Consider the following 21602-nt stretch of genomic DNA (forward strand, 5'->3'; position numbering starts at 1 on the left):
TGCCGTCCCACGCCGGAAGGCCAGGTTGATAATGATGCCAAGCAGCGAAAGCAACAGCAGGCGACCAGGAAGAGGCCAGCGTGTGGAACCGGTAGCAGAAGGGTTGCCAGAGGCCTTTGCCCACCTGCAAAGCAGGCTTCTGACCCAGGACAAGGTGGATCCGGCCATCGCCTTCCTCGCCGAGGCCGTTAAGGAGACCACTCCCGGGGCCATCGGGGCCGGAATCACCCTGATCGACCAGGACGGCACGCCCATCAGCACCGGAACCACGGACGCCATTGCCGGTGAGCTCGATGATGCCCAGTACCGCTGCGGCGAAGGTCCCTGCCTCACTGCCTGGGCCACCTCCAAGGTGGTCCGCATCGACGATCTTGGGCTGGAAATGCGCTGGCCGCTCTGGCGCGAGGCAATCGAAGGGCTGCCCGTCCGGTCCTCGCTCAGCGTCCCCCTGGTGGACGGGGAACGGACCATCGGCGCCATGAAGGTCTATTCCTTCCAGCCGCAGGCCTTCTCTGCCGCCACCGAAAAATTCCTCGCCATGATGGCGGTTCCGGCCGCCACGCTGCTGGCCAACGTCCAGGGCAGCGACGCCGGCCTCCGCGTCCACGAGTCCCTCAAGGGGGCCCTCCGGGCACGCACGGAAACGGCCATCGCCGTCGGCCGGCTCATGGAACGGGACCACCTCACCGAGGAGCAGGCCATGCAGTACCTGCTCCGCCTGGCCCGGACGGAGGCAGTGCCCTTTGCCAGCGTTGTAGCGGACGTTCTCAGCGGAGAACCATTGCACGGTGCCGGGGAGGAGTAATGGGTTTTAAGCCCGGCGAAGAGAACCAAAGCATCAATATCCGCCAGGCCATGGAAGAAGCCGGCCTGGACATGGGTACTGTCTGGATCGCGTATTTCACCATGGGCGGCAATGCAGGCACCTGGGAAGTGGAGGCGTACATCGGCGGTGCGCTGTCCCTCCCGGCCCTGGAGAGGGACATCCTGGCCCAGGCCATCAACGAACTCATCGACGAGCTGCCGCCACGGCGCAAGGCGACGTTCAGCGATGACGAGTCCGGCTTACGGCCCGGCACTTCGGAGGGCCGCGCGCGGGAACTCATGCCGCCGTCGTCGAACCCTGAAGAGTCCGGGAGCCTGGAAGACGCCGGGGGATCCGGGTATGGCGGCCGGTCTGATGACGAGGGCGACGGCGACACCCGCCAGCGGCAGGACGGTCACGGCGGAGACCAGTAGGGCTGCCCCTAAACGCTGCGCCAGCCAACGTGCCCTTGCCCCCGGAAGGTGCCGGCACTAGCCTGAAAGTGGACTGTAGCTCAGGAAGCGGGCCGGTCGCATTGCGAAGATTCACAGCAAAAACAGGGGCGTTGAGCGTAGCCTTCGCATCTCTCGCGTGAAGGTTCCCAGCGCCACTTTTCTTCAGAAGGAGTGTCGCAAAATGCCTACAGTTGTACGGGACATCATGACCCGCGGCGTCGAATGCGTCGGTGAACGGGACAACCTGGAGCTCGTGGCCCGGAAGATGAAGGAGCTCGACGTCGGATCGCTGCCCATCTGCGGCGAGGACAACCGGCTCAAGGGAATGATCACGGACCGGGACATCGTGGTGAAGTGCATTGCTGACGGCGGTAATCCGCAGGCCCACACGGCAGGGGACTTCGCCGAGGGCAAGCCGGTCACGGTCGGAGCAGACGATTCCGTGGAAGAAGCCATCCGCACCATGCAGGAGCACCAGGTTCGCCGCCTTCCCGTGATTGACGGCCATGACCTGGTGGGCATTGTGTCCCAGGCGGACATTGCCCGCAGCTATCCGGATGACAGAGTCGGGGAACTGGTCGCGTTCATTTCCTACTAGGCGCCTGAGCCATGTTGCGGGACGTCTCGGTGGAGCAGCGGGCCTACATTGATGCCTGACTGCAGGATCTGGTGCTGGAGAGTGACGACGTCGGGCAGTTCCTCACCGAACTGGCCACGTTCACGATTGAAAGTTTTTCACCCTCGGGGAGCACCGTGCATTGCGGCGTGACGCTGCTGCGGGGGAGGAAGGCCACCACCGCTGCCAGCAGCGACGCGAAGGCCCTGGCGGTGGACGAGGCCCAGAATTCCTTCGGCGAAGGCCCGTGCCTGGCCGCGATGGAGGTGTTGCGGCCTGTCCTGGTCCGGGATACTTCCACCGAGCAACGCTGGCCGCGGTACATGCGGGCGGTCCGCCGGGAAGGGATCGGTGCGATCCTCGCCGTGCCGTTAATGGTCGACGGCGATACCCGGGCCGCGCTAAACCTGTACACCGAGGCAGTGGACGGGTTTTCCAGCCAGGACGTTGAGCGCGCGGAGATGTTCGCGGCGCATTCCGCGAAGGCGCTTCGGCTGGCCCTGAAGATTGCCGGGCTGACGGAGGCGCGGAACGATCTGGTGGCGGCCATGCGCTCCCGCACGGTGATCGATATCGCGATTGGCGTGATCATGGCGCAGAACAGGTGCAGCCAGGAGTCGGCGCACTCCATCCTGATTGCGGCGTCCAATAACCGCAACGTCAAGATGCGTGATCTGGCCGCGACCGTCGTCGATTCCGTGGCGCCGGAAACGGAGGTGGTGACGCATTTCCAGGAGTAGGCAGGCACGGTAACCTCGTGGGAATCCGGCAGGCAGCACGCTAACATGGCACGGTCACCCATGCCGAGCACTCAATGCCGGGGCCGCACAGCGGGCCGGTCACACCGGAAGGTTCCCCAATGGCAGAGAACACTGCGAACGTCGACTCCGAGGAGCGGGCGCGCCTCCACAAATGGAAACTGATCGGTCCCGGCCTTGTGGTTGCGGCCACCGGCGTCGGCGCCGCAGACATGGTGTCCACCCTCGCCGCAGGCTCCCGCTACGGCTACATGCTCCTGTGGGCAGTCATCCTGGGCGTGCTGCTGAAGATTGTTCTGGTTGAAGGGGCCGGGCGCTACACGTTGTCCACCGGCAACACCATCTTCCAGGGCTGGCGCTCGCTGGGCCGCTGGCCGGTCTGGTACTTCGGCCCCTACATCCTGATCTGGGGCATCGTCTACGGCGCCTCCGCCATGTCCTCCACCGCGTTGCCGCTGGCCGCCCTGTTCCCGGCCGTTCCGCTGTGGGTCTTTGCCGTGGGCACGGGCCTGGCCGGCTTCGCCATGGTGTGGCTCAACCGCTACTCGGTGTTTGAGAAGATCACCGCCGTGCTGGTGGGCCTGATGTTCGTGACCATCGTTGGGCTGGCCGTCATCGCCGCCCCCAACATCCCCGCCATGTTCACCGGACTCATCCCGATGATCCCCGAAGGCGGCCTCCTTTACACCCTGGCGCTGGCCGGCGGCGTTGGCGGCACCATCACGCTGGCCGCCTACGGCTACTGGCTCCGTGAGAAGGGCTGGATCACGCCGGGCTGGATGCGCGTCATGCGGATCGACAACACCATGGCGTACGTGATGACGGGTATCTTCGTGATCTCCATGCTGATCGTGGGCGTCGAGGTGGTCCAGGTGGCCGGCGTCAGCATCTCCGCCGGGGACAAGGGCCTGCTGGACCTGACCGGCGTGCTCCAGGACCGCTACGGAGACGTCATCGGCATCGCCTTCCTCTGGGGCTTCTTCGCCGCAGCCTTCTCCTCGGTGCTGGGCGTATGGAACGGCGTCTCCCTGATGTTCGCCGATTTCTGGGCCAACATGCGCGGCAAGAGCTCAGACCACCCCGATGCCAAGCTCAACGGCAAGTACTTCCGCTTCTACCTGATCTGGCTGACCTTCCCGTCCATGCTGCTGCTGATGCTGGACCAGCCCATCGGCCTGGTCCTGGCCTACGGTGTGCTGGGCGCCCTGTTCATGCCGTTCCTGGCCATCACCCTGCTGCCCCTGCTCAACGTTGAGAAGTACGGTGTTCCCGCCGCCTGGCGCAACCGCTGGCACACCAACACGGCACTGGTCATCACCGCCGTACTGTTCATCGTGCTGGGCGGCTACCAGCTCGTCACCAGCGTGCAGAAGGCAATCGGAGGCTGACCATGGGACTGTGGATTACCGGGAACCCGGATGCCGACTCACTGCTGGCCGGAGACGACTTTGCGTTGCTGACCGGAATGCTCCTGGACCAGCAGGTCACCATGGAATCCGCGTTCGCCGGGCCGCAGAAGATCCACGAACGGATCGGCACCCTGGACCCCTCGGTCATCGCGGCGTATGATCCGCAGGAGTTCCTGGAGGTGTTCAAGCAGAGCCCCGCCGTCCACCGGTTCCCCGGATCGATGGCCACGCGCGTGCAGGCCCTGGCTGCCGCCGTCGAAGGTGAATGGGGAGGCGACGCCTCAGCAATCTGGACCCGCGGCAACCCTGACGGCGCCGAGGTGCTGCGCAGGCTCCAGCAGCTGCCCGGCTTCGGGGACCAGAAAGCCCGGATCTTCCTGGCGCTGCTGGGCAAGCAGCGCGGGCTCAAGGCCCAGGGTTGGCGCGAGGCCGCCGGGCATTACGGCGGGGAAGGCTCCTACCTTTCCGTGGCGGACATCGTCGACGCCGATTCCCTGGCCAAGGTCCGCGCGAGCAAGCAGGCGGCCAAGGCGGCAGCGAAAGCGGAGAAGGCAGCGAAGCCCGCCAAGAAGTAACCCGCCCACCCCAACTGACTCGCATTAAACGCTCCCAAAACGCGTTTTCACGACGTTAACTGCGAGTCAGTTGGGGGAGGGGAGGACCCTGCTGGAGACAATCCCGAAACGCCCCTGAAACGTACGGCCCCTACGCTGATCCCACGCCGTTAGGCTGTCCGGTTCGGAAAAGCGTGAAGGGATCCGCCATGCATTTAATGCCACGTGAGCAGGAGAAGCTCATGATCGTGGTGGCCGCCGACCTCGCCCGCCGCCGCCAGGCCCGCGGGTTGAAGCTGAACTTCCCCGAATCCGTGGCCATCATCAGCTATGAGCTCATCGAAGGCGCCCGCGACGGCCGAACAGTGGCCGAGTTGATGAGCTACGGAACCACCCTCCTCACCCGTGACGACGTGATGGAGGGTGTGCCGGAAATGATCCACGACGTCCAGATCGAAGCCACCTTCCCCGATGGCACCAAGCTGGTCACCGTCCACGATCCCATCCGCTAGGAGCGCCCATGATTCCCGGAGAATACCGGCTCCGCCCCGAGCCAATCACGTGCAACGCAGGCCGCGAGGCTGTCACCGTGGAGGTGGTCAACCGCGGCGACCGCCCCGTCCAGGTGGGCTCGCACTACCACTTCGCCGAGGCCAACAAAGCCCTGGAATTTGACCGCGACGCCGCCTTTGGCCGCCGCCTGGACATCCCCGCCGGGACCGCTGCCCGCTTCGAGCCGGGGGATTCGCGCACGGTCCAGCTGGTGGAGCTTGCCGGCAGCCGCGAGGTGTTCGGCCTTAGCAATGCAGTCAACGGAAAGCTCGACGGCGGCACCCAGGGGAGGCGGGCATGAGCTTCGAACTGCCGCGCAAGCAGTACGCGGACCTATACGGGCCCACAACGGGTGACGCGATCCGGCTTGCGGACACTGAGTTGTTCCTGGAGATCGAGAAGGACCTCACCGTGTACGGCGAGGAGGTGGTGTTCGGCGGCGGCAAGGTGATCCGCGACGGCATGGGCCAGAACGGCCAGCTGACCCGTGACGGCAAAGGCGAGGGTACCGGCGCAGGACAGGAAGTCCCGGACACCGTCATCACCAACGCTGTGATCCTGGACTACACGGGCATCTACAAGGCGGACGTCGCCATCCGGGACGGCCACATCTTCGCGATCGGCAAGGCCGGCAACCCACAGATCACCGACAGCGTGGACATCGTGATCGGTGCCAGCACCGAAATCATCGCCGGCGAGCGCAAAATCCTTACAGCCGGCGGGATCGACACCCACATCCACTTCATCTCCCCGGACCAGGTGCCCACGGCACTGAGCAGCGGCATCACCACCATGGTGGGCGGCGGCACCGGCCCGGCCGAAGGCACCAAAGCCACCACCGTCACTCCCGGAAAGTGGCACATCCAGCGGATGCTGCAGGCGGCTGAGGGGCTGCCCGTGAACCTGGGCTTCTTCGGCAAAGGCCACGCGTCCGCCGTCGAGCCTTTGGCTGAGCAGATCCGCGCCGGTGCGGTGGGGCTGAAAGTCCACGAGGACTGGGGAACCACCACGGCGGCGATCGACAATTCGCTGAAGGTGGCGGACGAATACGACGTCCAGGTGGCCATCCACACGGACACCCTGAACGAATGCGGGTTTGTGGAGGACACCATCGCCGCCATTGACGGGCGCGTGATCCATACCTTCCACACCGAAGGCGCCGGCGGCGGGCATGCCCCGGACATCATCAGGATTGCCGGGCTGCCCAACGTCCTGCCGGCGTCGACCAACCCCACGCTGCCGTACACGCGGAACACCATCGAAGAGCACCTGGACATGCTGATGGTCTGCCACCACCTCAACCCGGACATTCCTGAGGACGTGGCGTTCGCCGATTCGCGGATCCGGGCGGAGACGATCGCCGCGGAGGACGTGCTGCAGGACATGGGGATCTTCTCCATCACCTCCTCGGATTCGCAGGCTATGGGCCGGGTGGGCGAGGTCATCACCCGCACGTGGCAGGTGGCGGACAAGATGAAGAAGCAGCGCGGGGTGTTGATGGACGACGGCGGCACGTCAGCGGGCTCCCACGGAACCTCCCACGGGACTGCCCACGGAACCTTCCACGGTTCCGAGGGCAGCGACAACTTCCGCCTCAAGCGCTACGTGGCCAAGTACACAATCAACGCGGCCATCGCGCAGGGCATGGCGGACTCGATCGGCTCGGTGGAGGTGGGCAAGTTCGCGGACCTGGTGCTGTGGGATCCGGCGTTCTTTGGGGTCAAACCGGAGCTGGTGCTCAAGGGCGGCCAGATTGCCTACGCGCTGATGGGCGACGCCAACGCCTCCATCCCCACGCCGCAGCCGCGCACCATGCGGCCCATGTTCGCCACTTTCGGCAGGGCGCTGCAGCAGTCGTCCATCACGTTCCTGTCCCAGGCCGCGATCGACGCCGGGGTTCCGGAGGAGCTTGGCCTGCAAAAAGTGATCCGGCCCGTTTCGGGGATCCGGACGCTCACCAAGGCGGACCTCAAGTTCAACGACGCCACCCCGGATATCCAGGTGGATCCGGAAACCTACCAGGTGACTGTCGACGGCGAGGACGTCACCTGCGAGCCCTCCGATGAGCTGCCCATGGCGCAGCGCTACTTCCTCTTCTAGATTCCGGAGACCACATGATCATCGAAAAAATCCTGGGCAACGTCCACGACCTCCCGCACCTTGATGAGTACTCCGGGCTGCACCGCGAGAAGGTGGTGCTGCCCAGCGCCCAGCTGGTCAAGCGCATCCAGCGGGTCACCACTGACCACGGCAAGGAGCTGGGCATCCGGCTGCCGTCCGGTGCCGGGGACCTGCGCGACGGCGACATCCTGGCTGTGGAGGAGAAGAACATGATCGTGGTGTCGGTGCTGCCCACGGACGTTCTGGTCATTGCGCCGCGCACCGTCTACGAGATGGGCGTGGTGGCGCATTCCCTGGGTAACCGGCACCTGCAGGCCCAGTTCTTTGACGCCTCCTCCGAGTACGGCGCCGAAGTTATGGTCTGCCAGTACGACCACACTGTGGAGGACTACCTCAAACACGTCGGCGTCCCCTATGACAGGCAGGAACGCGTCATGCCCGTCCCCTTCCGCCATGCCGAACACAGCCACTGACACCGTTGGTCGAGCTGAACCCGGTGGTCGAGCTTGTCGAGACCCGATTTCGACAGGCTCAATCACCGGGGTCTCCTCCTACCAGCTCGCCCTCCAGCAGCTCACCGACTCCGCCCTGCCCACCGGGGCGTTCGCGCACTCGCTCGGCTTTGAGGGCTACATCGAACGCGGCGCCATCCACGACGAGCCCACGTTCGGCACCTGGCTCGCAGCGTTTGTGGCCCAGCAGCTGACCTATTCGGACGGCCTGGCCATCCGTTTTCTCTACGAAGGAGTACCCGTTGGCGAACTCGACGCCCAGCTCACGGCTCAACTGCTGCCACGCCAGGTCCGCGAGGCCAGTACCAAGATGGGCGGCCGGCTGCTCGAGATTGGCCACGAAGTCTTCCCGTCGCCGGCGCTGGAAATGTACCGGGACCAGGTGAGCACGGGCCGCGCCGCAGGGCATCAGCCGCTGGCGTTCGCCGTCGTCGCCCGCTCCCTGGGGGTGCCGCTGCCCGAAGCGCTGGCCGCGTATCTTTTCGCCACCGTCACGTCCCTGACGCAGAACGCGGTGCGGGCCATCCCGCTGGGCCAGAACGCAGGGCAGCGGCTGCTGCGGGAAGCGGCCGACGCCGTTGCTGCCGCCGTCCAAAAGGTCCCGCACCTTGCGCCGGACGACTTTGGGGCCATCAGCCCTGGGCTGGAAATTTCACAGATGCGGCATGAGCGGCAGCGTGCGCGCATGTTCATGAGCTGAATTACAGGAGGAAACATGTCTGAACCCATCAAGATCGGCATCGGCGGGCCCGTTGGCGCGGGCAAAACCCAGCTGGTGGAGCGGCTCACCCGGCACATGAGCGGAGACATCTCCATGGCCGCGATCACCAACGACATCTACACGATCGAGGACGCCAAGATACTGGCCGCCAACGGGATCCTGCCCGTGGACAGGATCATCGGCGTCGAAACCGGCGGCTGCCCGCACACGGCCATCCGCGAGGACACGTCCATGAACACGGCAGCGATCGAGGAGCTCAAGGCGCGGCACCCGGACCTGCAGGTGATCTTCGTGGAGTCCGGCGGCGACAACCTCTCCGCCACGTTCAGCCCCGAACTGGTGGACTTCTCCATCTACATCATCGACGTTGCCCAGGGCGAGAAAATCCCGCGCAAGGCCGGCCAGGGCATGATCAAATCGGACCTGTTCATCATCAACAAAACCGACCTCGCGCCGCATGTTGGGGCGGACCTGTCGGTCATGGAGCGGGACTCCCGCGAGTTCAGGGGCACCAAGCCGTTCTGCTTCACCAACCTCAAAACCGACGAAGGCCTCGACGCCGTCATCGAGTGGGTGCGCCGCGACGTCCTGATGCTCGACCTGGCGCAATGAGCACGGAGTTGGTGGTCGAGCCTGTCGAGACCCCATCCCCGGTGGTCGAGCCCCCATCCTCGGTGGTCGAGCTTGTCGAGACCGGATTTCGACAGGCTCAATCACCGGCGGTCGGATTTCGACAGGCTCAATCACCGGCGGTCGGATTTCGACAGGCTCAATCACCGGCGTCTCCCCGGGGCGAGCTCGCCCTGCGCATCGGCGGGCGCGGCGGCAGGTCCTTCGCCACGCACCAGTTCCATCAGGGGGCGTTGCGGGTCCTGCGGCCGCATTATCTCGACGAGTCCGGCCAGGTTTGCTACGTGGTCGTCAACCCTGGCGGTGCCTATCTGGGGGCCGACCTTTACGTCATCGATGTTGAGGTCGAAGCAGGGGCTGACCTGCTGTTAACCACGCAGTCGGCCACCAAGGTGTACAGGACGCCGGGCTCGTTCGCTGAGCAGCGGATGAGCGTGCGGCTGGGGGAGGAGGCCCGGCTGGAGCTGCTGCCGGACCAGCTGATTGCTTACCGGGAGGCCAGCTACCGGCAGAACTCGCACATCACTGTGCACCCGACGTCGAGCCTGGTCAGTGCCGAGGTGGTGACTCCGGGATGGTCGCCCGAAGGTGCCGCGTTCCGGTATGAAGAACTGCGGCTGCGCAGCGAGGTCCGGGTGGAAACCGCGCCGGGGGAGCAGGAACTTTTGGTCCTGGATAACGTACTGATCCGGCCAAACCCGGGTTCCCCGGACGATGTCACCGGCATGGGATTTATGGAGGGTTTCAGCCACCTGGGCTCCCTGCTGGTGGTGGACCCCAGAGTGGACCAGGCGCTCGCCGACGACCTGCACCAGCTCACCGCCGGACATCCTGCCCACTCGGGCATTTCGCTCACCCGGACGGTGGCCGGAACCACCGGCCTGATGCTCCGGGCATTGTCCAACAGCACGGGCGGGCTGAACCGGTTGCTCGGCGAATGTACGGCCTTACTCCGGAACCGCTGGTACGGGCAGCAGCCACTGAACCTGAGGAAGTACTGATGAGCCAACCCACCTCATTGACTGGCCTGGCCTCGCTGTACCGCGGCCGGGAGCACCTGCCCTTCCGGACCCGGCTGCTGTTCACCTTCGGCGCCGTGGCCGCATTCCATATTGCCGCCGTCGTGCTCCTTGTACTGGGCATGTCCGGCGGGATTCCAAGCGCAACGCCGATCGCGCTGGGGCTGGTGCTCACCGCGTACCTTGCTGGCGTGAAACACAGTTACGACTGGGACCACCTGGCCGCGATCGACAACTCCACCCGGAAGTTCGTGGCGCAGCGGCAGGATCCGGTGAGTGTGGGGTTTGCGTTCAGCCTGGGGCACAGTTCGGTGGTGATCCTGGCGGGCGTCCTGGTGATCGCCGGCGCTGGTGCCGTGGGGCAGTTTATGGAGGACGGCACCACGGGGAACCTGGTGCTGGGGCTGATCGGCAGCGGCGTTTCCGGGCTGTTCCTGCTGGCGATGGGCCTGTACAACGGTTCGGCGTTCCTGCGTGCGGCCGGGGTGTACCGGAGCGCGCGCGGTGGCGGCAGCATCGGCGTCGACGATCTTGAAGCGAAAGGACTGGTGGCCCGCCTGCTGGCCCGGCCGCTCTCCCGCGTGCGCCGGCCGCGGAACATCTACGTGATCGGCTTCCTGTTCGGACTGGGGTTCGATACGGCCACCACCATCGGGCTGCTGGTGATGACGACGGCGGCGTCCCTCGCCGGGGTGTCACCACTAGCGTTGCTCGCGCTGCCCCTCGCGTTCACGGCGGCGATGACCCTGTGCGATTCGGTCAACGGCATTGTGATGCTGCGGATGTACCGATCCGCGCTGGACGATCCGCTGCGGAAGCTCGGATTCAACGCCATGGTCACCGGGATTTCCGCCGTGTCCGCGCTGTTCATCGCCGTGATCACCTTGGGCGGGCTGCTTCACGAGGCCTTCCGGCTGGAAGACCCGCTCACCACCTGGCTGGGTTCGATCGACCTGGGCCACGCGGGCCTGCTCCTGGTGGGCCTGCTGCTGGCAGTCTGGGGAGCCACCCACCTGGCCCTACGCCGCCAGGCCGTGCTGCTTCCGCGTTGACGGGCGCTTGCCGGCAGGTTCGCGGCGGCGTGGCGGCTCGGCCATAATCCGGGCGCCGTCAGGCACGATCGCGTCCGCGTGTACCCTCGCGCCGTGGCCAATGACGGCGCCGGCCCCGATCCTGGCGTGGCTGCCGATGCGTACCCGGTTGCCGATGGTGACGGCGTTGCCCACGTGGACGGCGTCGCCGATCACCGAATGCCCGCCAATATGGGCGCCGCGGTCGATCCAGCTGCCGTGGCCAATGCGCGTGCCGGCGGCGATCACGGCGCCGGGTTCCACGTAGGTCATGGCACCGATGCGCACGGAATCGGCGACGCTGGCGGCCGGTGCCACGAGGCCGCCGCCGTTGTGGTGCCGGACGTAGCGGGTGACCTTGCCGGCGTCGTCCTCTACAGACTCAAACTTCCTGCTCATTCTGTTCCTTCACTCAACGTGTGGTTCATCAGGGTTAACGACGCAGGGGTGCGGAGGATTCCCGCCTTAGTGCCGTCGTCGCAGGTGGCTGCAGGATTGTGACAGTCAGCAGGCTCCGCGAGCGGCGGGATAATGACGCTTACGTTGAGCCAAAGCGTCATCTGCTCGCCGCTCGGCGGGGGTGCACTGCAATAATCGACAGCAACATCAGTTCTGGCCAATCACAGACGAGGCGGACGTCCATGAACACCCCAGACCATCAGGAAACCTTCCCCGAAGCGCGGACTGAGGCGCCGGCCGCCCAAGCGGCAGCGGCGGAGGCTGACCTGACGCCCCTCCATCAGCTGGCTGCGGCGCACGGGGTGGGCACGTCCTTCCTGGGCTGGGGCGATATCCGCCAAACGGTAGCGGACGCCACCCTGGTCAAGGTACTCGCAGCGCTGGGCGTCGAGGCCGGCACCGACGAACTCATCCAGGCCGCCCTCCGCGACGCCGAACTGGCACCGTGGCGCCGGATGCTGCCGCCCACGGTGGTGGTCAGCGAGGGCGAGGCGGCAACTGTTCCCGTCCACGTTCCGCACGGCAGCCCCGCCCGCCTCAGGATTGAACGCGAGGACGGGGAAGTGTCCGACGCCGAACAGCAGGACGTGTGGGTGCCGCCGGCCGACGTCGACGGTCACCTCGTGGGACGCGCCACGTTCGCGGTGCCGGCAGACCTGCCGTTGGGCTACCACACGCTGATTGCTGAGTCGGGCGACCACAGCGCGCAGGCCGCGTTGATTGTGGTTCCGGCCCGGCTGGAGACGGCGGCCCCGCTGCATGAACGCCGCGGCTGGGGACTGGCAGCCCAGCTGTACTCGGTCCGGTCCAAACGCTCCTGGGGCATTGGCGATTTCGCGGACCTCGCGGACCTGGCTGCCATCAGCGGCAGCCGCGGCGCCGACTACGTCCTGGTCAATCCGCTGCACGCCGCCGAGCCGGTTCCGCCGCTGCAGGCATCGCCGTACTCGCCGTCCAGCCGGCGGTTCTTCAATCCGCTGTACATCCGGGTGGAGACGATCCCGGAGTTCGCGTACCTGAAGCCCCGGAAGCGGGCCAAGGTGGACCAGCTCCTGGCTTCCATCAGCCGGCTGAACGGGGACGCCCGCAGGCTGGACCGCAATGCTTCCTACGCCGCCAAGCTGGAAGCCCTGGCGCAGGTCTTCAAGGTGCCGCTCTCACCGGCCCGCCAGGCAGCGTTGGACGCATTCCGCCGGGAGGCCGGCCAGGGACTGGCCGACTTTGCCCTGTGGTCCGCCATCCGCGAGGACACTCCGGCCGGGGACAGTTTCTGGCGGAAGCCGAAATCCGCGATTGGCTCGGAGCGCGCGGAGGCCCGGCGGGCAGAGCTGGCGGAACGCATCGGGTTCCATACGTGGCTGCAGTGGATCTGCGACGAGCAGCTGGAGGGAGCGCAGCAGGCGGCCAAACGGTCCGGGATGCGGCTCGGTGTTGTCCATGATCTGGCCGTGGGCGTGGACCACAGCAGCGCCGACGCCTGGACCCTCCGTAACGTCCTCACGCCCGGGGTCAGTGTGGGGGCGCCGCCGGACATGTACAACCAGCAGGGCCAGGACTGGGGCCAGCCGCCGTGGCACCCGGAGAGGCTGGCCGACGCCGGCTACCGCCCGTTCCGCGACATGCTCGGCACCGTCCTGCGCCACGCAGGCGGGATCCGGGTGGACCATGTCCTGGGCCTTTTCCGGCTCTGGTGGGTGCCGGCCGGCAATTCACCGGCCGATGGCGCTTATGTCCGCTACGACCACCACGCCCTGATCGGGGTGCTGGCCCTCGAAGCCCACCGCGCGGGTGCCGTGGTGATCGGCGAGGACCTGGGCCTCTTCGAACCGTGGGTGCAGGATTACCTTGCCAGCCGCGGGATCCTGGGAACGTCCATCCTGTGGTTTGAGAACGACGCCGATGCTCCCCTGCCGCCCGAAAAGTACCGGGTGGAGGCGCTCGCCAGCGTGAATACGCACGATCTTCCGCCTACCGCCGGCTATCTCGCCGGAGACCACGTGGCACTGCGCAGCCAGCTGGGCCTGCTGGAACGCTCCGAGGCTGACGAGCGGCTGGACCACAACGCCACGATGGCCAAAATGCTGGACCTGCTCGAGGACCGGGGCCTGCTTCCTGACGGGGCGGCGGCCGGTGAAGAAGCCACCATCGAGGCGCTGCACGTGCTCCTGGCCCAGACGCCGTCGGTCCTGTTGGGCGTGGCGCTGGTGGATGCCGTGGGCGAGCGGCGCGTCCAGAACCAGCCCGGCACCACCGAAGCCCTCTACCCGAACTGGCAGATCCCGCTGGCCGGCCCGGACGGCAAACCGGTCCTGCTGGACGATCTGCCGGAAAACCCCCGCTTCAACCGCCTGCTGGCCGCCGTCGAAAGTTCCCTCCGCAAGCCCCGCGCCACCTGACCCGAGCTAGATGGTTTTGGTCCAGACGCTGTCCGCCGCGGCGCTCTGTTCCACCGAGTGGAGGACCTTCTGCACCTGCAGGCCGTCGGCAAAGGACGGCTCCGGCTGGCGGCCCTGCGCAATGGCCTCGACGAAGTCCTTGGCCTGGTGCGAGAAGCCGTGTTCGTAGCCGAGCATGTGCCCGGTGGGCCACCAGGCGGACATATAGGGGTGGGCGGGTTCGGTGACCATGATGTTGGTGAATCCCTGGCGCGTTTCGGCGGCCGTGGCGTCGTAGAAACCCAGGGAATTCATGTTCTCCAGGTCGAAGGAGATGGCGCCCGTGGAGCCGGCCACCTCAAGACGCAGGGCGTTCTTGCGTCCGGTGGACATCCGGGTGGCCTCGAAGGAGCCCACGGCGCCGCCGTCGAAACGGCCGCTGAACAGGGCCAGGTCATCCACTGTGACGTCGCCGCGTCCGGCTGCGGCCGTGCCGGAGAGCCCTGACGTTGCGCCAAGGAGCGGGCGTTCGTGGACGAAGGTGTTCAGGATGCCGCTGACGCCGGTGATCTTCTGGCCGGTGATGAACTGGGCGAGGTCCACGGCATGTGCGCCGAGGTCTCCCAGCGCACCTGATCCGGCGTGCTCTTTCTGCAGCCGCCAGGTCAGCGGGGCTTCTGCATCCACCAGCCAGTCCTGCAGGTAGGCAGCCCGCACCTGGCGGATGTCGCCGATCGCCCCGGCCCGCACCAGGTCCCTCGCGAACGTTGCGGCAGGGACGCGGCGGTACGTGAAGCCGACCATGGCAAAGACGTTATTGCCGGCCCGGTCCGCGGCCGCCGCCATCGCCTCGGCTTCCTCGAGGGTATTGGCCAGTGGTTTCTCGCAGAGGACATGCTTGCCTGCCTCGAGCGCGGCAATCGCAATCTCCGCGTGCGAGCCGCCGGGGGTGACGATGTCGATGACGTCGATGTCGTCCCGGGCGATCGCCTCCCGCCAGTCCGTTGCTGTTTCTTCCCAACCCCATTGCCGCGCCGATTCCTCCACGCCCTGCGCATTGCGCCCCACAAGCAGGGTCATCTCAGGCCGGGCGGGAAGGTTATGGAACCGCGGCGCAACCCGCCATCCCTGGGAATGGGCGGCACCCATAAACCCGTGTCCGATCAGGGCAACCTTCAGGGGTGGTACGTCAGTAAGCATGTTTCCTCAAATCCGGCGGCGGTAGAAAGCGGCGGTAGAAATACGGTTGGAAAAGGTGGGGCGCCCTGCCAGTGACAGGGCGCCCCACCGTGCTGCGGTCCTAGGACTCGAAGGCCGTGGGCAGGTACTTCTCAACGTTGTCGCCGGTGACTACCGGTGCGTTCAGAACGATCCGCTTGGGAACCTCGATTTCCACCAGGTCGCTCAGGGCCTTGTCCTGGGCTACCAGGCGGGCCAGCCGGACGCCGTCCGCGGCCTGGGTGGCCGGGTAGATGACGGTGGCCTTGAGGACGCTTTCGCCGGACTGGATCTCACGCATGGCATTGGCTGAACCGCCGCCGCCCACCATGATGAATTCGCTGCGGTCCGCGTTGCCGATGGCGGCCAGGACGCCGATGCCCTGGTCGTCGTCGTGGTTCCAGATGGCGTCGATCTTGGGGGCAGCGGACAGGAGCTGGGACGTTGCCGCCTCGCCGCCCTGGACGGTGAAGTCGGCAGCTACGCGGTTGTCGACGTCCAGGCCGCAGGACTCCAGCGCGTCAGCGAAGCCCTTGCTGCGGTCCTGGGTCAGGGGCAGGGAGTCGATGCCGGCGATTTCCGCGACGACGGCGTCCTTCTTGTCCCCTAGCTGCTCGCAGATGTAGGTACCGGCGCTGACGCCCATTCCGTAGTTGTCGCCCAGGATGGTGGCGCGGGCGGCGAAGGAGCTGGAGAACTCGCGGTCAACGTTGATGACGGGAATGCCGGCTTCCATGGCCTGGGTGGCCACGGGGGTGAGGGCGGCGCCATCGGTGGGCAGGAGGACAATCGCGTCCACCTTGTCGTTGATGAACTGCTCCACCTGGCTGATCTGCAGGTTGGCATCGTTGGTGCCCTCGGCAACGCGGAGGTCGATGTCCCCGTACTTCTTGGCCTCGGCAATGGCTGCCGAGTTGATGGCGCCGAGCCAGCCGTGGTCTGCGGCGGGGCCCGAGAAGCCGATGACTACGGTGTCACCCTCGGCCTGGTTGCCTTCAACCGATGCGTTGGTGGGCTGGACGTTGGTGTCGCTGCCGCCTTCTGTACACCCGGCAACAAGGGCGCCGACAGCAAGAAAGGCAGCGGTGGTGACGAGCATCTTCCGGCCCGTGCGAACTGCAAGCATGTCTATCTCCTCAATGAGTTAAAGTGCGTCTTCGCCTGGTGCAGCATGCTCTTTTCATGCCCGCTACTCTGCGTGACTGCAATCACAATAACAGAAGATCAAGAGAAATCGACGACTTTATACCGATCGCCGACATAATGTGTTAGGTTCGTCGCATGTTCGAAGAAGATCAGCCACGGCCGTTGCTAGAAGTCACGGGACTTACCAAGCATTTCGCTGGTGTCCAGGCGCTCAAAGGCGTCGATCTGCAGGTTCTTCCCGGGGAAGTCCACTGCGTTATGGGCCAGAACGGAGCCGGGAAATCCACCCTCATCAAGACCCTTTCCGGCGTCCACCGGCCTGACGGCGGCGTCATCCGCTGGGAGGGCGAGGAGATCAGCATCCCCGGCCCCACCGCCGCACTGGACCTCGGCATCGCCACCATGTACCAGGAACTCGACGTCGTGGACGGGCTCTCCATCGCGGAGAACATCTTCCTCGGCCACGAACGGGCCACCGGCGGTGTACTCCACGTAAAGAAGGCCAACGCGATCGCCCGCACGCTCCTGAAGCGGCTGGGCCACGGCAACCTTTCGCCCTCGCGTGAAGTCGGAACGCTGTCCGCCGCCAATAAACAGATCGTCAGCATGGCCCGTGCACTGTCCCGGGACACCAAGATGATCATCATGGATGAGCCCAGCGCCATCCTGGACTCCGGCGAAGTGGCCAACCTGTTCCGGGTGGTACGCGAACTCACCGCCCAGGGCATCGCCGTCGTCTATATCTCCCACCGGCTTGAAGAGATCCGCCAGATCGGGGACAGGATCTCTGTGATCAAGGACGGCCGCAGCACTGCGAACGGCCTCAATGTCACTGACACCCCGAAGGCGGAGCTCATCCGTTTGATGACAGGGCGCGACGTCGAGAACGTCTTCCCGCCGCGCGTTCCGGTCCCGGCTGACGCACCTGTGGTGCTCGATGTCCAGGACCTGGAAGTCGCAGGGGAGTTCAACAAGGTCAGCTTCACGGTCCGCGCCGGCGAGATCATTGGGTTCGCCGGGCTGGTGGGCTCCAAACGCTCAGAGATCCTGGAGACCATCTACGGTGCGCGCAAGGCGTCGTCTGGAAAGGTCTCCGTCAAGGGCAAGGTCCTCCGGCCTGGCTCGGTCACTGCTGCGGTGAACGCGGGAATCGGGCTTTCGCCGGAAGAGCGCAAGAGCCAGGGGCTCATCCTGGACGAGCCCATCTATAAGAACGTCACGCTGGCCACGTTCGAGCGCTTTGCCAAGGCAGGTGTGTTGAACGAGTCGGCCGAGCGGAAGGCCTCCCGCGAGCAGATCGTGGCGCTGGAGCTGCGGCCGGCCGATCCGGACCGGCCCGCCCGCACCCTTTCCGGTGGAAATCAACAAAAGATCCTCCTGGCGCGGTGGCTGGTCCACGGAACACCCGTGCTGCTGCTGGATGAACCCACCCGCGGCGTGGACGTGGGCGCGCGGGCGGAAATCTACGCCCTGATCCGCAAACTCGCGGCCGCCGGAACGGCGATCATCGTCGTCTCCAGCGAAATCGAAGAGGTCCTGGGCCTTGCTGACGAAGTACTCGTCATCAATGACGGCCAGGTCCTCACCCAAACCAAAGCAAGCGATATAACCGAGCACGGAGTGCTCGACCTCGTTATGAAGGGAAGTGCCGCGTGAGCGAGCAGAACACCAAGGTGGCTGAACCGCCCGTTAATACGCCGGCCGGGCACACCACCACAAAGACCAATCCGTTCCAGGACTTCCTGAAGGGTTCCGCCGGACGCAGCCTGGGCCTGGTCATTGCGCTTGCCCTGCTGATCGTGGTGGGTGCGGTCACCGGCGGTGACCGCTTTATGAACTTCGAGAACATGCTGACGATCCTCCGGCTCGCCTCGATCATCGGCGTGATCAGCATCGGCGTCACCTTTGTCATCACGGCAGGCGGCATCGATCTCTCCGTTGGTTCCGTGATGGGCCTGACCACGGTGATTGCCAGCCTCGCCAGCGTTCAGCTGGCGGCCACGCAGTCCTCGTGGCTCCTGCTGGTTGTGATTGCATTGGCTGTTGGCGCCGGGGCCGGCCTGATCAACGGCGTGGTGATCGCCTACGGCAAGGTGGTGGCGTTCATCGCTACCCTGGCCATGATGGTGGCCGCCCGCGGCCTGGCGGAACTCATCTCGGGCCGCAGCACCCAGATCATTTCCAACCGCGACTTCCTGCGCGTGATGCGTTCGGATCTGCTGGGCATTCCCATCCTCATCTGGATCTTCGTCATCGTTGCGGTGGCCGGGTGGTTCCTGCTGAACCGCACCACGTTTGGCCGCCGCACCATCGCGATCGGCGGCAACCTGGAAGCTTCCAGGCTTGCCGGCATCAAGGTCAAGCGCCACATGGTCTACCTGTACGCGCTGGCCGGACTCACGGTTGGCATTGCGGGCCTGATGATGATGGGCCGCACCACCGCCGGAACGTCAACGCACGGCCTCTACTACGAACTCGACGCGATTGCCGCCGTCGTTGTGGGTGGCACCCTGCTGATCGGCGGGCGCGGCACCATCATGGGCACCGTCCTTGGTGTGCTGCTGTTCGCCACCCTGACCAACGTCTTCACGCAGAACAACCTGGACACCTCGGTTCAGGCGCTCGCCAAGGGCCTGATCCTGGTCGTCGCCGTGATGCTGCAGCAGCGCTTCGCTTCCCGCAGCTCACACCGCGGCAAAAGCTAGCGCCACCGGCCCGGACAGATAAAGCACCGGCCCACCCCAAACCAGGACGACGCAGCGAAGGCGGCCCAGTGAACTCCCTGAACATTGACCAGGCGCTCAACGGCAAGGCGGACGTCGGGCTGGTGGAGGATGAGCTCCAGCGGTTCTTCAGCGAGTCGAAGCTGCGGGCCGTCGCCGTGAATGCCGGCTACCTGGGCCTCTGGGAAGCACTGGAACGGGCAGCCGCGGGCGGGAAACGGTCCCGCCCGCGGCTGGTCATGCTGGCCTACCGCGGGTTGGGCGGCACGGATTTCACCAGCGCTGTGCAGCTCGCGGCCTCGTATGAACTCCTGCACACGGCGCTGCTGATCCACGACGACGTTATTGACCGCGACTTCATGCGGCGCGGCATACCCAACGTGTCAGGCCATTACCGGAGCCGGGCAGTGCGTTCGGGTGCGCCAGCCCGTGCCGCGGACCACGCAGGAGTCTCCGCCGGGGTACTGGCAGGGGACCTGGCGTTGTCCAGCGCCTACCGCCTGGTGGGTGCCATCGAATCCCCGGCCGCCGTGCGCCAGCGCCTCAACAATATCCTGGACGATGCCATCTTCTCGAGCATCGGCGGGGAGGTGCTGGACATCGAGTTCAGCCGCGCCCCGCAGATGCCCGCGCTCCAGGACATCATCAAAACGGCGCACCAGAAGACCTCCGTGTACTCCTTCGAAGCTCCGTTGCAGGCCGGTGCTGTACTGGCCGGGGCGGCCGAACAGGCAGTTACCGCGCTGACGTCCTTTGGCCGCTACGCCGGGATCGCCTACCAGATCGCTGACGACGTTATGGGCGTCTTCGGCAAGGAAAGCCGGACGGGTAAGGCCAGCTGGGGAGACCTCCGGGAGGGCAAACGGACCGTCCTGCTCTCCTACGCGGCCACGCGCCCGGGCTGGACCCGGATAGCCGATCTCCTTGGCTCCCCTGACATGAGCGCAGCGGACGCCGAATCCATCCGCGCCGAACTGGTCTCCTGCGGTGCCAAAAACTACGCCATTGAACTCGCCACCGAGAACGCGCAGCTGGCGATGATGCACCTGGAGTCCGACGGCGTCCCACAGTCCCTGCGCCAGAGCCTGGAGCGCATGCTGTTCGCCGTGATCCAGGACCTGGGCTCGCCGTAGGGGGCTCGCTTCACGCCACGGAGATTGCACCGGTTCTGCCGTTACTATGAAGGAACAAATCCGGCACCGGCGCGCTCTACCAGGAAGGACCTGACCCGTGGTGGAAGGCATTCGGCGCACGGTCTCCGGAACCAACCTTGGCAGCAACCGCGACTCCACGCGGCAGCACAACCTCTCCACGGTCCTTGGCCTGGTGCACTCCATGGCGGGCGTCTCCCGTGCGCAGCTCACCCGGGCCACCGGGCTGAACCGGTCAACGATCGCCGCACTCGTGGGTGAACTCGTCCAGCTGGGGCTTGTGGTGGAGAGCGACCTGGACCAGGAGCAGCAGCACGGCCGGCCCAGCATCATGATCCAGCCCGGCCCGGGTGCCCTGGCGCTTGCCGTCAATCCGGACATCGACGTGGTCAGCGTTGCGCTGGTCTCCCTGGGCGGGCACATCGTAAATCCCGTCCGCTTCCACACGGTCCGTGCGCCCTCTGCCGCGGAAGTCGTGAATATCGTCTCCGCGATTTATGCGGGCATGCGCACCTCCCTTCCTGCCCACCAGCGGATCGTGGGCGTGGGCCTTGCCATCCCCGGGCTGGTGGATCCGCTGGACGGGACGGTCATCGAGGCCCCGCACCTGGAGTGGCGCGACCAGCCCCTCTCTGCGCTCCTCAGCGACGCGCTGAAGCTTCCTGTCACAGCAGCGAACGACTCCGTTGCAGGCGCGCGTGCCCAGGCCACCTTCGGCGCGGGCCGGGACATACCGGACCTTGTGTACCTTTACGGCGGTGCCAGCGGAATCGGCGGCGGCGTGATCAGCGGCGGCCGCCTGGTGCGCGGGGCCACCGGGTTTGCCGGGCAACTGGGGCACACCCACGTGCGGTCGGACGGTGCGGAGTGCACTTGTGGGTCGTCAGGGTGCCTGGAAGCCGAGGTCACGCGCGAGGCGCTGATTGCCGCCGTCGGGCTTCCTGCCGGTGAGGTTGAGAACCTCGAGGAAGCCGTGCTGAAGAAGCTGCAGGACGGTTCGGCAACGCCGGAACTGCGCGAACTGGTTGACAGGCAGGTGCAGCTTTTAGCCATTGGGCTCAGGAGCGTGGTCAACCTGCTCAACCCCTCCCTGATCGTGTTGGGCGGGTTCCTGAGGATCCTTGCGCGCGCCGAGCCCGAGGCCCTGGGCGATGCCGTCAGGACCCCCGGCAGGCGCGGCCCGCGGGAGAGTGTTGCCATTGAACTGGCACCGCTGGGCGAGGACCCCATCCTGGTGGGTGCCGCAGAACTCGCGTTTGAGCCGCTCCTGCGGGATCCCGCTGGATTTATGCGGGCCTAGGCCGCCGG

22 protein-coding genes are annotated in these 21602 nt (G+C 65.9%); 19 read left to right on the forward strand and 3 right to left on the reverse strand.

What is annotated here, in order from left to right:
• Positions 1-82: 82 nt before the first annotated feature.
• The 14 genes from ACPJW8_RS01485 to ACPJW8_RS01550 all read left to right on the forward strand — a co-directional run bounded on the left by ACPJW8_RS01485 (position 83) and on the right by ACPJW8_RS01550 (position 11204).
• The gene (locus tag ACPJW8_RS01485; protein ID WP_330187911.1) at positions 83-805 is read left to right on the forward strand and encodes a GAF and ANTAR domain-containing protein; all 723 of its coding nucleotides are present in this window, start codon (positions 83-85) and stop codon (positions 803-805) included.
• Entirely contained in the window at positions 805-1239 is a 435-nt protein-coding gene (locus ACPJW8_RS01490) for a hypothetical protein (RefSeq protein WP_330187910.1), read from the forward strand. Before ACPJW8_RS01485 ends, ACPJW8_RS01490 begins: the two co-directional genes overlap by 1 nt.
• A gap of 202 nt (positions 1240-1441) precedes the next feature.
• Positions 1442-1858 (forward strand): CBS domain-containing protein, encoded by a 417-nt coding sequence (locus ACPJW8_RS01495; RefSeq protein WP_330187909.1) that lies wholly within the window; start codon positions 1442-1444, stop codon positions 1856-1858.
• Positions 1859-1929: 71 nt separating this feature from the next.
• Positions 1930-2616 (forward strand): GAF and ANTAR domain-containing protein, encoded by a 687-nt coding sequence (locus tag ACPJW8_RS01500; protein WP_330187908.1) that lies wholly within the window; start codon positions 1930-1932, stop codon positions 2614-2616.
• A 119-nt stretch (positions 2617-2735) separates the two neighbouring features.
• Complete coding sequence (locus tag ACPJW8_RS01505) at positions 2736-4022, forward strand: Nramp family divalent metal transporter (RefSeq protein ID WP_330187907.1); 1287 nt, start codon at positions 2736-2738, stop codon at positions 4020-4022.
• A gap of 2 nt (positions 4023-4024) precedes the next feature.
• Positions 4025-4618: an HhH-GPD-type base excision DNA repair protein gene (locus ACPJW8_RS01510; RefSeq protein ID WP_330187906.1), complete on the forward strand. Its 594-nt coding sequence runs from the start codon at positions 4025-4027 to the stop codon at positions 4616-4618.
• Positions 4619-4806: 188 nt separating this feature from the next.
• Complete coding sequence (locus ACPJW8_RS01515) at positions 4807-5109, forward strand: urease subunit gamma (RefSeq protein ID WP_043477022.1); 303 nt, start codon at positions 4807-4809, stop codon at positions 5107-5109.
• 8 nt (positions 5110-5117) lie between these two features.
• Complete coding sequence (locus tag ACPJW8_RS01520) at positions 5118-5450, forward strand: urease subunit beta (protein WP_330187905.1); 333 nt, start codon at positions 5118-5120, stop codon at positions 5448-5450.
• Entirely contained in the window at positions 5447-7249 is a 1803-nt protein-coding gene (gene ureC / locus ACPJW8_RS01525) for an urease subunit alpha (protein ID WP_330187904.1), read from the forward strand. The genes ACPJW8_RS01520 and ureC overlap by 4 nt, the downstream gene beginning before the upstream one ends.
• A 14-nt stretch (positions 7250-7263) precedes the next feature.
• A complete protein-coding gene (ureE, locus tag ACPJW8_RS01530) occupies positions 7264-7743 on the forward strand; it encodes an urease accessory protein UreE (protein ID WP_330187903.1) in 480 nt (159 codons plus the stop codon).
• Positions 7724-8482: an urease accessory protein UreF gene (locus ACPJW8_RS01535; protein WP_330187902.1), complete on the forward strand. Its 759-nt coding sequence runs from the start codon at positions 7724-7726 to the stop codon at positions 8480-8482. Before ureE ends, ACPJW8_RS01535 begins: the two co-directional genes overlap by 20 nt.
• Before the next feature lie 15 nt (positions 8483-8497).
• Complete coding sequence (gene ureG / locus ACPJW8_RS01540) at positions 8498-9115, forward strand: urease accessory protein UreG (protein ID WP_330187901.1); 618 nt, start codon at positions 8498-8500, stop codon at positions 9113-9115.
• On the forward strand, positions 9112-10134 hold the full coding sequence (locus ACPJW8_RS01545) for an urease accessory protein UreD (RefSeq protein ID WP_425256396.1): 1023 nt from the start codon (positions 9112-9114) through the stop codon (positions 10132-10134). The genes ureG and ACPJW8_RS01545 overlap by 4 nt, the downstream gene beginning before the upstream one ends.
• Complete coding sequence (locus ACPJW8_RS01550) at positions 10134-11204, forward strand: nickel transporter (protein ID WP_330187900.1); 1071 nt, start codon at positions 10134-10136, stop codon at positions 11202-11204. The genes ACPJW8_RS01545 and ACPJW8_RS01550 overlap by 1 nt, the downstream gene beginning before the upstream one ends.
• On the opposite strand, the gene ACPJW8_RS01555 is transcribed toward ACPJW8_RS01550, so the two are convergent.
• On the reverse strand, positions 11172-11621 hold the full coding sequence (locus tag ACPJW8_RS01555) for a transferase (RefSeq protein WP_330187899.1): 450 nt from the start codon (positions 11619-11621) through the stop codon (positions 11172-11174). The two genes, ACPJW8_RS01550 and ACPJW8_RS01555, sit on opposite strands and share 33 nt — an antisense overlap.
• 242 nt (positions 11622-11863) lie before the next feature.
• Between ACPJW8_RS01555 and malQ the strand changes: the two genes are divergently transcribed.
• A complete protein-coding gene (gene malQ / locus ACPJW8_RS01560; RefSeq protein WP_330187898.1) occupies positions 11864-14077 on the forward strand; it encodes a 4-alpha-glucanotransferase in 2214 nt (737 codons plus the stop codon).
• 6 nt (positions 14078-14083) lie between these two features.
• Here malQ and ACPJW8_RS01565 read toward each other — a convergent pair whose 3' ends face one another.
• Together ACPJW8_RS01565 and ACPJW8_RS01570 are read right to left on the reverse strand one after the other, a co-directional pair.
• On the reverse strand, positions 14084-15256 hold the full coding sequence (locus ACPJW8_RS01565; protein ID WP_330187897.1) for a Gfo/Idh/MocA family oxidoreductase: 1173 nt from the start codon (positions 15254-15256) through the stop codon (positions 14084-14086).
• A gap of 100 nt (positions 15257-15356) precedes the next feature.
• Positions 15357-16400 (reverse strand): substrate-binding domain-containing protein, encoded by a 1044-nt coding sequence (locus ACPJW8_RS01570; RefSeq protein ID WP_330187896.1) that lies wholly within the window; start codon positions 16398-16400, stop codon positions 15357-15359.
• 155 nt (positions 16401-16555) lie between these two features.
• On the opposite strand from ACPJW8_RS01570, the gene ACPJW8_RS01575 reads away from it, so the two are divergent.
• The 4 genes from ACPJW8_RS01575 to ACPJW8_RS01590 all read left to right on the forward strand — a co-directional run bounded on the left by ACPJW8_RS01575 (position 16556) and on the right by ACPJW8_RS01590 (position 21594).
• Positions 16556-18076, forward strand: coding sequence for a sugar ABC transporter ATP-binding protein (locus ACPJW8_RS01575; RefSeq protein ID WP_330187895.1), 1521 nt, complete (start codon positions 16556-16558; stop codon positions 18074-18076).
• Positions 18073-19125 (forward strand): ABC transporter permease, encoded by a 1053-nt coding sequence (locus tag ACPJW8_RS01580; protein WP_330187894.1) that lies wholly within the window; start codon positions 18073-18075, stop codon positions 19123-19125. The genes ACPJW8_RS01575 and ACPJW8_RS01580 overlap by 4 nt, the downstream gene beginning before the upstream one ends.
• A 68-nt stretch (positions 19126-19193) precedes the next feature.
• Positions 19194-20276 (forward strand): polyprenyl synthetase family protein, encoded by a 1083-nt coding sequence (locus tag ACPJW8_RS01585; RefSeq protein WP_330187893.1) that lies wholly within the window; start codon positions 19194-19196, stop codon positions 20274-20276.
• Positions 20277-20373: 97 nt separating this feature from the next.
• Positions 20374-21594, forward strand: a complete 1221-nt coding sequence (locus ACPJW8_RS01590; RefSeq protein WP_330187892.1) for an ROK family transcriptional regulator — start codon at positions 20374-20376, stop codon at positions 21592-21594.
• Positions 21595-21602: the final 8 nt, after the last annotated feature.

This window comes from Pseudarthrobacter sp. J47 (assembly GCF_049810315.1).
Classification (GTDB): domain Bacteria; phylum Actinomycetota; class Actinomycetes; order Actinomycetales; family Micrococcaceae; genus Arthrobacter.